This window comes from Parvibaculum sp. (genome assembly GCF_040882025.1).
GTDB lineage: Bacteria > Pseudomonadota > Alphaproteobacteria > Parvibaculales > Parvibaculaceae > Parvibaculum.
The window spans coordinates 17,811-32,236 of record NZ_JBBECC010000044.1 but is presented as its reverse complement, the minus strand read 5'-3'; the positions used below and the strand labels follow the sequence as shown (position 1 = coordinate 32,236).

At 64.8% G+C, this 14,426-nt stretch carries 12 protein-coding genes; 2 read left to right on the top strand and 10 right to left on the bottom strand.

Annotation, left to right across the window (positions count from 1 at the left end; genetic code table 11):
• The 3 genes from WEB61_RS02915 to WEB61_RS02905 all read right to left on the bottom strand — a co-directional run.
• The coding region (locus WEB61_RS02915) for an MFS transporter (RefSeq protein ID WP_368062829.1) at positions 1 to 767 on the bottom strand (767 nt) is incomplete at its 3' end.
• Positions 768 to 885: 118 nt separating this feature from the next.
• Positions 886 to 1,557 carry an NUDIX domain-containing protein gene (locus WEB61_RS02910; RefSeq protein ID WP_368062828.1) on the bottom strand — a complete coding sequence of 224 codons (672 nt, stop codon included), beginning with the start codon at positions 1,555 to 1,557 and terminating at the stop codon, positions 886 to 888.
• A 6-nt stretch (positions 1,558 to 1,563) separates the two neighbouring features.
• Complete coding sequence (locus WEB61_RS02905; protein ID WP_368062827.1) at positions 1,564 to 2,331, bottom strand: NUDIX hydrolase; 768 nt, start codon at positions 2,329 to 2,331, stop codon at positions 1,564 to 1,566.
• A 224-nt stretch (positions 2,332 to 2,555) separates the two neighbouring features.
• On the opposite strand from WEB61_RS02905, the gene WEB61_RS02900 reads away from it, so the two are divergent.
• Positions 2,556 to 3,590: a fatty acid desaturase gene (locus tag WEB61_RS02900; protein ID WP_368062826.1), complete on the top strand. Its 1,035-nt coding sequence runs from the start codon at positions 2,556 to 2,558 to the stop codon at positions 3,588 to 3,590.
• On the opposite strand, the gene WEB61_RS02895 is transcribed toward WEB61_RS02900, so the two are convergent.
• The 7 genes from WEB61_RS02895 to WEB61_RS02865 all read right to left on the bottom strand — a co-directional run bounded on the left by WEB61_RS02895 (position 3,575) and on the right by WEB61_RS02865 (position 13,510).
• Positions 3,575 to 3,982, bottom strand: a complete 408-nt coding sequence (locus WEB61_RS02895; protein WP_368062825.1) for a DUF983 domain-containing protein — start codon at positions 3,980 to 3,982, stop codon at positions 3,575 to 3,577. The two genes, WEB61_RS02900 and WEB61_RS02895, sit on opposite strands and share 16 nt — an antisense overlap.
• Positions 3,983 to 4,111: 129 nt before the next feature.
• Complete coding sequence (gene rnr, locus WEB61_RS02890) at positions 4,112 to 6,454, bottom strand: ribonuclease R (protein WP_368062824.1); 2,343 nt, start codon at positions 6,452 to 6,454, stop codon at positions 4,112 to 4,114.
• 2 nt (positions 6,455 to 6,456) lie between these two features.
• On the bottom strand, positions 6,457 to 9,153 hold the full coding sequence (gene topA, locus WEB61_RS02885) for a type I DNA topoisomerase (RefSeq protein WP_368062823.1): 2,697 nt from the start codon (positions 9,151 to 9,153) through the stop codon (positions 6,457 to 6,459).
• A gap of 272 nt (positions 9,154 to 9,425) precedes the next feature.
• Positions 9,426 to 10,541: a DNA-processing protein DprA gene (gene dprA, locus WEB61_RS02880; RefSeq protein WP_368062822.1), complete on the bottom strand. Its 1,116-nt coding sequence runs from the start codon at positions 10,539 to 10,541 to the stop codon at positions 9,426 to 9,428.
• A gap of 5 nt (positions 10,542 to 10,546) precedes the next feature.
• Positions 10,547 to 11,191: a glycerol-3-phosphate 1-O-acyltransferase PlsY gene (gene plsY / locus WEB61_RS02875; RefSeq protein ID WP_368062821.1), complete on the bottom strand. Its 645-nt coding sequence runs from the start codon at positions 11,189 to 11,191 to the stop codon at positions 10,547 to 10,549.
• A 37-nt stretch (positions 11,192 to 11,228) separates the two neighbouring features.
• The gene (gene pyrC / locus WEB61_RS02870) at positions 11,229 to 12,524 is read right to left on the bottom strand and encodes a dihydroorotase (RefSeq protein ID WP_368062820.1); all 1,296 of its coding nucleotides are present in this window, start codon (positions 12,522 to 12,524) and stop codon (positions 11,229 to 11,231) included.
• A complete protein-coding gene (locus WEB61_RS02865; protein ID WP_368062819.1) occupies positions 12,521 to 13,510 on the bottom strand; it encodes an aspartate carbamoyltransferase catalytic subunit in 990 nt (329 codons plus the stop codon). The genes pyrC and WEB61_RS02865 overlap by 4 nt, the downstream gene beginning before the upstream one ends.
• A 113-nt stretch (positions 13,511 to 13,623) precedes the next feature.
• Here WEB61_RS02865 and WEB61_RS02860 point away from each other — a divergent pair.
• Positions 13,624 to 14,426: acyl-CoA dehydrogenase family protein (locus tag WEB61_RS02860; protein WP_368062818.1), on the top strand; the 803-nt coding region annotated here is incomplete at its 3' end.

Here is a 14,426-nt window from a genome sequence, read left to right as displayed (position 1 = left end):
AGCACGAAGGCGGCGGTCTGTTCGGTCATGCCGGTGCGCACGCCATAGACCGGCAGCAGGTTGAAGATGTTGGTCTCGGTGGCGCCGTAGACGAGACCGGCCAGCGTGGCGGCCGGGGCGACGACGAGGAAGCTCAGGAAGCTTTTGGTCGGGCGCTCGGTGACGCGCGGCGCGAGGCCGCGTCCGAACAGGACGAGCGGCACGCCGGCGGCCAGGATCAGCGCGCCGATGGTGGCGAAGGGCAGGAGCCCTTGCGTGCCGACCAGGAACAACAGCACCGGGCCAGCGGCGAAGCCGCAGGACAGCACCGTGCCGTAGATGCCGATCAGGCGGCCGCGATTTTTTTCATCCGCCAGTGTGTTGATCCAGAATTCGCTGACGACGAACAGGCCGGTCAGCGCCAGACCATTGGCGAAGCGGATCGGGAACCAGAGCCAGACATTGGGGAAGATGTAATAGGCCGGCATCGCCACCGCCGAAACGAGGATGCAGACGAGCAGGAAAGTGATGGCCGGAACGCGGCGCAAGAGCGCCGGGATGAAAGGCGTCAGCATGAAGGTGGCGAGCGCCGACATGGCGGTGTTGAGGCCGATGATCGAGGCGGGCACGCCCTGGCGCTCCATCAGCAAGGCAAGCAGGGGGATCGAGACGCCGAGCCCCATGCCGACGACGCTGATGCAGGCGATGACCGCGACGAGGCTGCGGCGGCGCTCGGCCGGCGTCAGCGGCGCATCGGCGAGCATGGTGAGTTTTGTCGGGTCTTGCATTGGTTCTTCTGTGTGCCGAGGTTCTGCGCCCCCTCCCCAAACGGCTTGCAGCCGTTTGACCCTCCCACAGGGGGAGGGTGGGAGTTTAGTCAGTGCACCTGATTCAAAGCAAAAAGCGTCAGGCGCGGATGAGGGGTTTGTTGTTGCGGTAAGAATAGAGCGGGATGCGGGTGCGGGCGCCTTCCTTGTGGCGGCGGCCGATCTCGCGGAGCACGAATTCCGTGACGTCGATAACCGGCAATTTCAGCGCTTCGGAGAGCGGATACCAGCCGAGTTCCTCGAGTTCGCCGCTGCCTTTCAACTCGCCGACGGCGTTTTCGGCCGCGACGGCAAAGAAGCGGGCGTGAAAGCGGATCGGGCTCGAGGCGGGCGTGATGGCGCGGGCGACGAAATCGAGCACGTCGAGACGCGGTGCAATACCCCGCTCGCGGAAGGGCTGCCAGCCTTCGCCGGCCGTGTCGCCGACATGGCCCTGCTGCGCGACGATGAGGCCGGTTTCCTCGAAGGTTTCGCGAATGGCGGCCATGGCCAGCGCCTCGGCTTTCGCGCCAGCGGCGGCGCGCTGCATCATCCGCGCGGTCTCGCCGGAGAATCCCGTGGCGGGTCTTGCGAGAAGATCGCCGGCATCGAGCTTGCCGCCCGGAAAGACGAAAGCGTCGGGAATGAATTTCATGCGCGCATGGCGGCGGCCCATCAGGATCAGCGGTTCGCCGCGCCGCGCGTCGATCAGGACGAGGCTTGCCGCATCGCGCGGACGGATCGCGCGGGGGCGCGGGGCTTCGGCGTTCACGGCGGCTCAGTCCCCGATCACGTCGCGGATGGCGTTGCCGCCGCGGAAATGAATGAAGGGAACGGCGCGCGCGGATTGCGCGGCTGTTGCGAGACGCAAGCGCTCGTCGATCTCGTCGAGGACGACACGGGTGATGTTGGGCAGGTCGAGACCGCGCGCATCGGCGATGGTGAGCCAGTGCAGACCCTGCAATTCGCCCGAGCCCGCGACTTTTGCGGGATCGCCCTGGATGGTTTCGGCATCGGCGATGAAGAAGCGCGTGTCGAAGCGGCGCGTGCGATAGGGGGGCGTGATGGCGCGGGCGACGAAATCGAGCGTGCCGAGCGCCGGCGCGAAGCCTTGCGCGAAATATTCGTTCCAGTCGGCGTGTTTGCTCTTTTGCGGTGTGTCGGCGGGGCGGCCGATGACGAGACCGGTTTCCTCGAAAGTTTCGCGGATGGCGGCCATGGCGAGCGCGCGGGCGCGGCGTTCGGTCGGCGTGCCGCGCATGCGCGCCATCAGGCGGCGGGCGACGACATCGCGCAGGTCTTCCGCCGGGGCGATGCGGCTGTCGGCGGGGTCGACGCGGCCGCCGGGGAAGACGAACTTGTTGGGCATGAATTTGTGATCGGCGTGGCGCTGACCCATCAGCACGCGCGGCGCGGCGGAGTCGCGGCGGACGATAATCAGCGTCGAGGCATCGCGGGGGCGAACGGCGCGGCCCTGACTGCTTTCGCGATATTCCTGCTCGCGCGACTTTTTGGGGTCGAAGGCACCCCGCTGTTCGTCAGCCATATTTTCCGTCCCGGATTGTGAATTTCTGGTTGGAGGGAGGATGCCCGCGGGCGGGGAGGCTGTCCAGCATGGCGGGAAAGGCCGGGTTTTCGGGCATTTACTCCCGGTACACAAAAAGACCGCTATTGTCGGCCGAATATGATCTATTCCCCGCTTCACCATTCCGCCCGAAGCCGTCCGCGTCTTCCGACGCAACGGCCAAGGTCAACCTGGATCCAAAGTATTTGAGTATCGGACACACGACCGGCCTTTCATCTTCCGTCGCCAGCACCTGGACGCAGATTCTCAATCGTTACCGAGAGCCGAGCCACACGCGCAGCGCGGCCGAACTGGCGATCACGGCGCTGCCGCTCGCGGCTCTGTGGTTCGCGGCCTGGTTCACCTATGCGCATGGATACTGGTGGGCACCGCTGGCGATCGCCGTGCCCGCAGGCGGCTTTCTGGTGCGTCTGTTCGCCATTCAGCACGATTGCGGCCATGGCTCCTTCTTTCCGCAACGCTGGGCCAATGACTGGGTCGGCCGGGCGCTGGGTGTGCTGACCGTGACGCCGTTCGACGTGTGGCGGCGCGCGCATGCCATCCATCATTCGAGCTGCGGCAATCTCGACCGGCGCGGCATCGGCGATATCGACACGCTGACGGTCGACGAGTATCGCGCGCGGTCGCGCTGGGGCCGGCTGAAATACCGGATCTACCGCAATCCCGTGGTGCTGTTCGGCATCGGGCCGGCTTATGTGTTCCTGCTGCAGCAGCGCCTGCCCATCGGCATGATGCGCGACGGCTGGCGGCCCTGGGTCAGCACGCAGGCGACCAATGCGGCGATGTTCGCGATCGCCGCGGCGCTGATCTGGCTGGTCGGCGTGCAGGCATTCTTCCTGGTGCATCTGCCGATCGTCGTGATCGCGGCGTCGATCGGCGTCTGGCTCTTCTATGTGCAGCACCAGTTCGAGGGCACGTTCTGGAGCAAGGCCCGCGGCTGGAATTTCCACGAAGCCGCCCTGCACGGTTCCTCGCATTACGATCTGCCGTGGCTGCTGCGCTGGTTCACCGCCAATATCGGCATTCATCATGTGCACCATCTGCATGCGCGCATTCCGTCCTACCGGTTGCCGCGCGTGCTGCGCGATCATCCCGATCTACGCCAGATCGGCAGGCTGACGCTTGCCGACAGCCTGCGTTGCGTGCGGCTGGTGCTGTGGGATGAAGAGAAGGAGCGGCTGGTGTCGTTCCGCGAGGCGCGGGTTCAGTCGTCGGTCTGACCGTCGAAGCCGTGCATCCGCAGCGCCCATTGCCAGCCGACAATGGCGCCCTTGAGGCGGGGCAGGAACCAGAGCGAGAGCGCGAGCGTCAGGGCCGGCCATAGAGAGGCGTGGATCCAGAGCGCCGGCTGCCAGGCCAGTTCCGTCCAGAGCATCATCGGCACCACGATGTGGCCGACCACCATGATGGTGAAATAGGGCGGTGCGTCATCGGCCTGGTGGTGCAGCAACTCCTCACCGCAATGACCGCAAGTGTCGGCGACCTTCAGGAAGCGCCCGAAGATATTGCCCGTGCCGCAAGCGGGACAACGCCGGGCGAAGCCGCGACGGATCGCCAGAAAGGCCGGCCGGGGCGCCGTTTCCGCTGCCGCGAAGGCGAGAGGGTCGCTCATATCCATCACGCTACTCATGAGACTGGCCAAAATGATCCGGGCGCACAGGCGCGCCACAACATCTCCCAGCAAAATGGTCGGAATCCACCCGCGATGAAATGTGGCAGGTTGCCGCGCGACATGAAGGGGTTAGCGGCGGCTCCCGGGCTTGCGCGAGGGAGGCTGCTTGCCGCCGGACGCGCCGCGCGGGGGCCCGCGACGGGCAGGCGGGCGGCGGCGGTCGCCCTTGCCGGCCGGCTTGCCCTCGCTGCCGCCTTCCAGAAGGGCGAGACGCAGGCCGCCGGTGATGGGGACCGCTTCCTCGAGACGAACGAGAACGGCATCGCCCAGGCGATAGGTGAGGCCGGTGCGCTCGCCGATCAGGGCGTGGAGAATTTCGTCGTGATGAAAGAAATCGCCGCCCAGCGTCGAGATCGGCACGAAGCCGTCGGCGCCGGTCTCGTCGAGCTTGACGAAGAGGCCGAAGCGCGTGACGCCGGCGACGCGGCCGCGGAATTCGGCGCCGATGCGCGCCTCGAGGAAGGCAGCGATGAAGCGATCCTTCGAATCGCGCTCGGCCAGCATCGAGCGGCGTTCGGTCATCGAGATATGCTCGGCAATCTCGCCGAGGCCCGCGGTTTCGTCGTCGGTCTGACCGTCCTTGCCCAGACCCATTCCGGCGATCAAGGCGCGGTGAACGATGAGATCGGCATAGCGGCGGATCGGCGAGGTGAAATGCGCGTAGCGGCGCAGATTGAGACCGAAATGGCCGATATTGTCCGGTGAGTAGACGGCCTGCGCCTGCGAGCGGAGAATGACGTCGGAAACCATGCGGTCGTGTTCGGTGCCGTCGACCGCCTTCAGGATGCGGTTGAAATTGGCCGGGCGGACGGTTTCGCCTTTCGCGAAGCTGAGATTGAGGGTTGCCAGGAATTCGGCCAGCGCCATCAGCTTTTCGCGCGTCGGCGCATCGTGGATGCGGTAGACGACGGGGCGGTGTTTCGCCTCCGCGGTTTCGGCAGCGCAAACATTCGCCTGGATCATGAATTCTTCGATGAGCTTCATCGATTCATGCTTCTCGCCGATACGGATGCTGGCGACGCGGCCCTCCGCGCCGATGTCGATCTTGTATTCGGGCAGGTCGAGATCGAGGGGGCCGCGGGCTTCGCGGGCTTTTGCGAGAATGCGGTAGGCGGCCCAGAGCGGTTTCAGCACGGGTTCGAGCAGCGGACCGGTGGCGTCGTCCGGGCTGCCGTCGATTGCCTGCTGGACCTGTTTGTAGCTGAAGCTGGCGGCCGAGCGCATCAGGCCGCGGATGAATTCGTGGCCGCGCTTCTGGCCGTTGCGGTCGAAGACCATGCGGACGGCGAAGCAGGCGCGGTCCTCGCCGTCGACCAGCGAGCAGAGATTGTTGGAGATGCGTTCCGGCAGCATCGGCACGACGCGATCCGGAAAATAGGTCGAGTTGCCGCGCTTCCGCGCCTCGCGATCCATCGGCGAGCCGGGGCGGACATAGGCTGCGACATCGGCAATGGCGACGATGGCGACGATGCCGCCTTCGTTTTTCGGATTGTCGTCGGGTGCCGCCCATACCGCGTCGTCGTGATCGCGTGCGTCGGGCGGATCGATGGTGATGAGGGGGATGTCGCGCAGATCGGTGCGCCCCTTCAGGCCCTGATGGCTTGCCGCTTCGGCATCGGCGATAACACCGTCCGGGAAGGCGTCCGGGATGCCGTGGGTGTGAATGGCGATGAGACTGATCGAACGGGGATCGTCGCCGTCGCCAAAGGCTTCGCGCACGCGGGCCCGCGGGATGCCATAGCGCTTGCCCGGGATGGTTTCGGCCAGCACCAGGCTTCCGTCTTCGGCGCCGTTCGTATCGTCGAGACCGATCTCGAATTCGACACGGATTTTCTTGTCGACCGGAATCAGGCGGGCGACCTTCGCCCCCTTGGCGCGGCGGAAGAGGCCGAGGATGCGCTCGGCGCCCTTGCCGACGCGGCGAATGACGCGCGCTTCGAAGGGGTAGGTCTCGTCATCGGATTTCTCGATCCGGGCAAGAACCCGGTCGCCGACGCCCGCCGGCGGTTCGTCGAAAGTTTCGCGCTTCGCCCGCCGTTTTGTGTCGGGCGCTATGACGATCAGCGGTGCGGGCGTTTCGCCAGGCCAGGAGACGGGCCGCGCGATCAGGTCACCGTCGGTGTCGGTGTGGGTGATTTCGATGATCGTGACGGGCGGCAGTTCACCGACACGCCGCAAGCTCTTCGTTTCGTCTTTCGCAATCAGCCCCTCGTCCTTCAGCTCCTTCAACAGTTTCTTGAAGGGCAGGCGATCGTCGCCCTTGATGCCGAAGGCGCGGCCGATCTCGCGCTTGCCGAGCTTGCCGCCATTTTCAGATATGAATTCGAGAATTGCTTCGCGCGAGGGAAGGTGCCCGCCGGGTTTGCTTTTCTTTCCGGCGCCGGATTTTTTCGGCTTGCTTCGTTCAGCCAAGGTCAATCCGCCGGTTCTGTTACGCTAACAGTGCTTTTCGATTTCGGCGCGGCTTTCTTCGCAGCCGGCTTCTTCGATGCGGGCTTCTTCGCGGGCGCTTTCTTCTTCGGCGCGGCTTTTTTTGCCGCCGGCTTCTTCGCGGGCTTTGCTTCACCGTCGGTCTTTTTGGCGGCCGTCTTCCTCGCGGGTTTCTTCTTGCCGCTTTTCGCCTCGCGTTCAGCGATGAGCGCCAATGCCTCTTCGAGTGTCACCGACATCGGGTCGCTCGACTTCGACAGTGTCGCGTTGGTGGAGGCGTGCTTCACATAAGGGCCGTATTTGCCTTCGCGGACCTGGACCGGCTTGCCGGTTTCGGGGTGCTCGCCCAATTCCTTCAGCACCTTGCCGGCGCGTTCCTCGGCGCGGACGAGTTTTTCGGCCAGAACGGCGATCGCGCGGTTGAGGCCGATGTCGAAAAGTTCCTCGGGGTCTTTCAGATTGGCGTAGGTGCCGTTGTGCAGGACGAAGGGGCCGAAGCGGCCGAGACCCGCCGTAATCTTCTTGCCGGTTTCGGGATGGATACCGATTTCGCGCGGCAGGGTCAGCAGGCGCAAAGCCTTTTCGAGATCGACATCGGTCGCCGACATTTTCGCCGGCAGGCCGCTGCGCTTCGGTTTTTCGTCTTCGCCGAGCGGTGCGCGCTCGACATAGGGACCGAAGCGGCCCGTCTTAAGGCTGATTTCGGCATTCGTTTCCGGATCGACGCCGAGCACGCGATCGCCGGACTGTTCCTCGCCGTCGGCGCCGACGGTGAGCTGGCGCGTGAAGCGGCATTCCGGATAATTCGAACAGCCGACGAAAGCGCCGAAGCGGCCAACCTTCAGCGAGATGCGACCATCGGCGCAGGCCGGGCATTTGCGCGGGTCGGAACCATCTTCCTTGTCGGGAAAGACATGCGGCGCGAGGACTTCGTTGAGGCGGTCGAGCACTTCGGTGATGCGCAGTTCGAGCGCCTGGTCGACATTGACCGTGAATTCCTTCCAGAATTCGCGCAGCAGATCCTTCCAATCGAGTTCGCCGGCCGACACCTTGTCGAGCTTCTCTTCAAGTTCCGCCGTGAAGTCGTATTCAACGTAGCGGCTGAAAAAGTTTTCGAGGAAGGCCGTGACGAGGCGGCCCTTGTCGTGCGGCACGAAACGGTTCTTGTCCATGTGGACATAATCGCGGTCGCGCAGGGTTTGCAGCGTGGATGCATAGGTCGAAGGGCGGCCGATGCCGAGCTCTTCCATGCGTTTGACCAGCGTCGCTTCGGTGAAGCGCGGCGGCGGTTCGGTGAAATGCTGTTCGGGGCGCACCTTGTCGAGGCCGAGCTTGTCGCCCTTGGCGACTTTGGGCAGGCGGCCGCCATCCTCGCCTTCCTCCGGCTCGTCGCGGCCTTCCTGATAAAGACGCAGGAAACCGTCGAAGACGATGACGGAACCTGTGGCGCGCAGACCGATGGGCGCGTCGTCGGCTTCGATCTCGATGGTGGTGCGCTCAAGCTGCACGCTTTCCATCTGGCTGGCGACAGTGCGGTTCCAGACCAGTTCATAGAGGCGGCGCTGGTCGTCGTCGAGGCGAGCGGCGACCGATTTCGGCAGGCGGGCGAGGTCGGTCGGGCGGATCGCTTCGTGCGCTTCCTGCGCGTTCTTCGCTTTGGTCGTGTAGACGCGCGGTGCGTCGGGCAGATAAGCCTCGCCGAATTCATTATTGATGACGGTGCGGGCCTGGGCGATCGCTTCCGGCGCGATCTGCACGCCGTCGGTTCGCATATAGGTTATGAGACCGGTCGTCTCGCCATCGATCTCGACGCCTTCATAAAGACGCTGGGCAACCTGCATGGTGCGGCTCGCCGAGAAGCCCAGCTTGCGCGAAGCTTCCTGCTGCAGCGTGGAGGTGGTGAAGGGCGGATTCGGGTGGCGGCGTGCCGGTTTGCTTTCGACCGACTTGACGGAGAAGCGTGACGCCTTGATGCGCGCCTCGATTTCGCGGGCCGATTTTTCGTCCGGGATGTCGAACTTGTCGAGCTTCTTGCCGTCGAGATTGACGAGACGGGCGACGAAGGCGGCATCGGCGCCCGTCCTCATATCGGTTTCGACGCTCCAGTATTCGCGGGCGCGGAAGGCTTCAATCTCGAGCTCGCGATCGCAGATCAGGCGCAGCGAGACGGATTGCACGCGGCCGGCCGAGCGGGAACCGGGCAATTTGCGCCAGAGGACCGGCGAGAGCGTGAAGCCGACCAGATAATCGAGGGCGCGGCGGGCCAGATAGGCGTCGATCAGCTCCTTGTCGAGACCGCGCGGATGCGTCATTGCCTCGGTGACCGACTGCTTGGTGATCGCGTTGAAGACGACGCGCTGGACCTCGACGTCTTTCAATACCTTCTTCTTGTTGAGAACTTCGAGCACATGCCATGAAATCGCCTCGCCCTCGCGATCCGGGTCAGTGGCGAGAATCAGGCGGTCTGCCCCTTTGACGGCAGTGGCGATTTCGTTGAGGCGCTTCTGGGACTTGGCGTCGACGTCCCAAGCCATGGCGAAGTCCTCGTCCGGCAGGACCGAGCCGTCTTTCGAGGGCAGGTCGCGGACATGGCCGTAGGACGCCAGGACCTTGTAGCCCTTGCCGAGATACTTGTTGATCGTTTTCGCCTTGGCCGGCGACTCAACAATGACGACGTCCATCGAACGCTCAAACTCTCATTATAATTATGGCCCGCCGTCGCCAAGCGCCCCCGGCGCGCCGGGGCGAACTGGTCGCCGAAAAGCCGTGAAGTGCCAAGGGACGCCGCCGCTTCGGCCGCCTTGATCTGCCGGGAGAACATGGTGAAAAGGGCCGACACTGTCAAATCCGGCAGAAACCTTGCGAAAAATGCGGCATGTGAGGGCGGTCCGCCTGAGTGGGACCTCGGCGGAGGTGTGGGTTCTCGTAAGTTATGGAATATTGAAACGGCAGATCAGACAAGGCTGAGGCGGTCGCCAGGATCGCGATGAAGGTGGCCGGCGAGCTCGAGTTCGAGCAAAATAGCGCGAACGATGGGCACCGGAACACCCGATTGGCGGACGATTTCGTCAAGCGGGGTGGGGGTTGGACCAAGCGCCGCGAGCACGGAATCGCGGGCTCTGTCATCAAACTGTCGAAAAACTGTCACAAACGGCTTTGCGCCGTCGTAGCCGGTCGGGTCCGGTTCACGTAGGGCGACGCCGGGAGGGGTCCCCAAGGCGGCAATTACATCCTCCGCCGTCTCGACGAGGGGGGCGCCATCCTTGATCAGGCGGTTGGAACCGCCGGCGCGCGGATCGAGGGGCGAGCCCGGAACGGCGAAAACGTCGCGGCCCTGCTCGAGCGCGAAGCGGGCGGTGATGAGGGAGCCCGAGCGCAAGGCCGCCTCGACCACGACGACGGCCAGCGACAGGCCCGAGATCAGCCGGTTGCGGCGCGGGAAGTGACGCGACTGCGGGCTGGTGCCGGGAGGCATTTCCGAGACCAGCGCGCCGCCTTCGGCAATGGCGGTCTGCAGCTCGCGGTTTTCCTCGGGATAGGCAATGTCGACACCGCCGGCCAGCACGGCGACGGTGCCGGTGGCAAGCGCGGCCCGGTGGGCGGCCGTGTCGATGCCGCGGGCGAGACCCGAGACCACGGCGAAACCCTCCGTACCCAGAGCGTTGGCCATGTCGCCGGCGATCCTGCGGCCGGCGGCAGATGCATTGCGCGAGCCGACGATGGCGATCGTGGGACGGGACAGGAGTTCGGCGTCCCCCATGACGGCGATCACCGGCGGCGGCGGATCGATCGCGGCGAGGCGCGGCGGGAAATCGCGGTCGCCCCAGATCAGGAGCCGCGCTCCGAGCCTTGCCAGTTTCGACAGTTCGGTTTCGGCCTCGGCGGCGGAGGCGATCCTGATCGCGCGCTTTGCGCCACCACGCGCCGCGAGGTCGGGCAGGGCGTCGATGGCCGCGACTGCGTTGCCGCAGTGCTGCAGCAGATCGCGAAAGGTGACAGGGCCGACATTCTCGCTGCGCGCAAGACGAAGGCGCGCGAGCCGCTCGATTTCGGAGAGCGGCGCATTCATGGAGATCAGGCTCCGGACTCTTTCTTTCCGATGCGGGATTCCGTACCGGCAAGAAGGCGGCGGATGTTGTCGCGATGGGCGATGTAGATCAGGGCGGCCAGCAGAACACCGAGTCCGACCAGATGCCACTGATCGAGCCAGGCCAGATAAATCGGCGTCAGCAAGGCGCCGACCAGCGCCGACAGCGAGGAGTAGCGCGAGATTGCCGCGACAAGCGCCCATGTGGCGCAGAAGAGCAGGCCGACCGGCCAGTAGAGCGCCAGCAACACGCCGATGAAGGTCGAGACGCCCTTGCCGCCCTTGAAGCCGAGCCAGACCGGATAGAGATGGCCGAGAAAGGCGGTGAGGGCAGCAACCGCGGACATCCAGCCGGGATCGGTTCCTGTTGCCATGCCCAGCTGCGCGGCCAGCAGGACCGCGACCGCGCCCTTGCCAGCATCGCCGATCAGCGTGCCGGCGGCCACCCAGCGATTGCCGGTGCGCAGCGCATTGGTCGCACCGATATTCCCCGATCCGATGGCGCGAATGTCGCCGAGACCTGCAAGGCGCGTCAGCAGAAGCCCAAAGGGAATGGATCCCAGCAGGTAGCCGAGCGCGGCGGCGGCAAGCAGAAGCGGCGCAGCGGCCGCGAGATCGATTTCAGCAGGCATTCAGTGTTTCTCCCCCCAAAGCTACCCGGCGGGAAGACTAGCGGGTCTCGCCGTGAACATAAACCATGCGGCCGCCGACCATGGTGCGCAGGGCGCGGCCCTGGAAGCGGCGATCCTCGAAGGGGGTGTTCCTGGAGATCGATTTCAGTTTCGACGGGTCGAGAATCCAGGGTGTGTCGGTGTCGATAAGGGTGAGATCGGCGGGGAGGCCCGTAGCGAGACGGCCGCGACCGAGACCCAGCAGGTCAGAGGGTGCATGGGTCATCGCGGCCAGCAGGCGAGACAGCGTCATGTCGCCATTGTGGACGAGGGCAAGGCCTGCGGGCAGAAGGGTTTCGAGGCCGATCGCGCCGAAATTCGCTTCGGCGAAGGGACGGCGTTTCACTTCGGCGTCCTGCGGATCATGACTTGAGACGACGACATCGATCGTGCCGTCGGCCAATCCCTCGACCAGTGCGCAACGGTCGGCCTCACAGCGCAGCGGCGGCGACAGCTTGAAGAAGGTGCGATAGCTCTCAACGTCGTTTTCGTTGAGTTGCAGATGCGCCGCCGAAACGCCGCAGGTGACGGGAAGGCCGTGGAGCTTGGCGCGGCGAATGATTTCGACCGAGGCTTCGCAGGAAATCTGCGCAACATGATAGCGGCCGCCCGCAAGTTCGAGCAGGCGCAGGTCGCGTTCGATCAGAATGGTTTCGGCAACGGCGGGAATGCCGGCAAGGCCGAGGCGGGTTGCGAGTTCGCTTTCGTTCATGACGCCACCGGCGAGTGAAGGTTCCTCGGCGTGCTGAACGATCAGCGCGCCGAAACTCGCCGCATAAGTCATGGCACGGCGCATCACCTGCGCGCTGGCGACTGCCTTGTTGCCGTCGGTGAAGGCGACGGCGCCGGCATCACGCAGGAGACCGATCTCGGTCATCTGTTCACCGCCGAGGCCCTTGGTCAATGCGGCCATGGTGTGGATGTTGACGATGGCGGTATCGCGCGCGCGGCGTTCGATGTAGTCAACCAGCGCGACGTCGTCGATCACCGGGTTGGTGTTCGGCATCACGATCATGGTGGTGACGCCGCCGGCGGCGGCGGCCTGACTCGCCAGCGCCAATGTTTCGCGATATTCGGCGCCGGGTTCGCCGGTGAAGACGCGGCAGTCGATGAGGCCGGGGGCCAGCACATGGCCGCCGCAATCGACGATCTCGGCGCCGTCAGGCAGACCGTCGTTGAAGAGTTGGGGGCCGAGATCGGCGATGAGGCCGCCTTCGACCAGCAGGCCGCCTTTTTCATTGTAGCCGCTGGCCGGGTCGAGCAGACGCGCATTGGTGAAGGCGGTGCGGCTCATGCGGCACCTCCGCGTTCGCTGGCGCTGCGCTCATTCGGCAGGTTGCGGGCGAGCGCGTCGAGTACCGCCATGCGGACGGCGACACCCATTTCGACCTGTTCGCGGATGACGCTGCGGTTGATGTCGTCGGCGACGGCGCTGTCGATTTCGACGCCACGGTTCATCGGGCCGGGATGCATGACGAGCGCGTCGGGCTTTGCGACCGCGAGCTTGGCGTAGTCGAGGCCGTGGAAGTGGAAATATTCGCGCTGCGAGGGGACATAAGATCCCGCCATGCGCTCGAGCTGGAGACGCAGCATCATCACGATGTCGACCCCTTCGAGGCCCTTCATCATGTCGTGGAAGACCTCGACGCCGAGGCGTTCGATGCCCTTGGGGAGCAGTGTCGGCGGGGCGACGACGCGGACGCGCGCGCCCATCGCGTTCAGGAGCAGAATGTTCGAGCGGGCGACGCGGCTGTGCATGATGTCGCCGCAAATTGCGACCGTGAGACCTTGCAGCTTGCCCTTGCGGCGGCGGATCGTCAGCGCATCGAGGAGTGCCTGTGTCGGATGTTCATGCGCGCCGTCGCCGGCATTGATGACCGAGCAGGAGACTTTCTGCGAGAGAAGTTCGACGGCACCCGATGAGCCATGACGGATCACGATGAGGTCGGGGTGCATGGCGTTCAGCGTGACCGCGGTGTCGATCAGGGTTTCGCCCTTCTTCACCGAAGAGACGCCGACCGACATGTTCATTACATCGGCGCCGAGGCGCTTGCCGGCCAGCTCGAAGGAGCTCTGGGTGCGGGTGGAAGCCTCGAAGAAGAGATTGATCTGGGTGCGGCCGCGAAGCACGGAGCCTTTCTTGTCGACCTGTCGGTTCTGCTCGACATAGGTGTCGGCGAGATCGAGAAGGGCTGTGATGTCGGTGGGAGAAAGCCCCTCGATGCCCAGCAAATGCCGGTGCGGGAAGAGGGCTTGGGGCTGTTTTTCAGCGCTGGTCATTAAAGCCGCATTGTATAGGGCGGATTCCGGGGGGCGGCAAGGCGGAATTGGCCGGGTGCGGGACCGGGTGTTAGACTGCTTAACGAAAGCCGCACAAGAAGAAAGAGGCTGCCATGGGAAACCGCGCCGAAACGCCCGATGCCTTCGCGACGCATGAGGTTTTCAACCAGCCGCCGCCGCTGGAGGACGTTAATCTCTATACCGCCGACAAGGCGTTGCAGGAAACCGTGGAGCGGGAAGGCGCGGGCGCGGCCCAGGCGTCGCTGACGGCATTCGGGAAACTTGTGGGGAGCGCCGAGACGATCGATCTGGGACGGCAGGCCAACGCCTATCTGCCGGTGCTGAAAAGTTTCGACCGATTCGGGCATCGCGCCGACCGGGTCGAGTTTCATCCCTCCTATCACAGACTGATGGCGATCTCGGTGGCGCAAGGGCTGCACGGTTCGCCCTGGGATCATTTGAAGGACGGGCTTGACGCCAAGCCGAAGCCCGGCGCCGTCGTGGTGCGGCTCGCCGGCACCTACATGATGACGCAGGTGGAGGCGGGGCATGGCTGCCCGATCACCATGACCAATGCGGCGGTGCCGGCGCTGATGTTCCAGCCGTCGCTCGCCAAGGATTGGATTCCGCGCATTCTCTCGCGCGATTATGACGAGCGGTTCGCCCCTGCGAAGGAAAAGCGCGGCCTGACGCTCGGCATGGGGATGACCGAGAAGCAGGGCGGCACCGATGTGCGCGCCAATACGACGGCGGCGATGCCTGTGAATGGCGGCGGACCGGGCGCCGAATACCGCATCACGGGACACAAGTGGTTTTTCTCGGCGCCCATGTGCGATGCGTTCCTCGTGCTGGCGCAGGCGCCGAATGGCATTTCCTGTTTCCTGATGCCGCGTTTCACGCCGGATGGCGAGCCGAA

Bases quoted from the DNA above. Each gene is read 5' to 3' on its own strand.
- WEB61_RS02905 (WP_368062827.1), bottom strand. From the start codon at position 2,331: ATGGCTGACGAACAGCGGGGTGCCTTCGACCCCAAAAAGTCGCGCGAG.
- WEB61_RS02895 (WP_368062825.1), bottom strand. From the start codon at position 3,982: ATGAGCGACCCTCTCGCCTTCGCGGCAGCGGAAACGGCGCCCCGGCCG.
- topA (WP_368062823.1), bottom strand. From the start codon at position 9,153: ATGGACGTCGTCATTGTTGAGTCGCCGGCCAAGGCGAAAACGATCAAC.
- dprA (WP_368062822.1), bottom strand. From the start codon at position 10,541: ATGAATGCGCCGCTCTCCGAAATCGAGCGGCTCGCGCGCCTTCGTCTT.
- plsY (WP_368062821.1), bottom strand. From the start codon at position 11,191: ATGCCTGCTGAAATCGATCTCGCGGCCGCTGCGCCGCTTCTGCTTGCC.
- pyrC (WP_368062820.1), bottom strand. From the start codon at position 12,524: ATGAGCCGCACCGCCTTCACCAATGCGCGTCTGCTCGACCCGGCCAGC.
- WEB61_RS02865 (WP_368062819.1), bottom strand. From the start codon at position 13,510: ATGACCAGCGCTGAAAAACAGCCCCAAGCCCTCTTCCCGCACCGGCAT.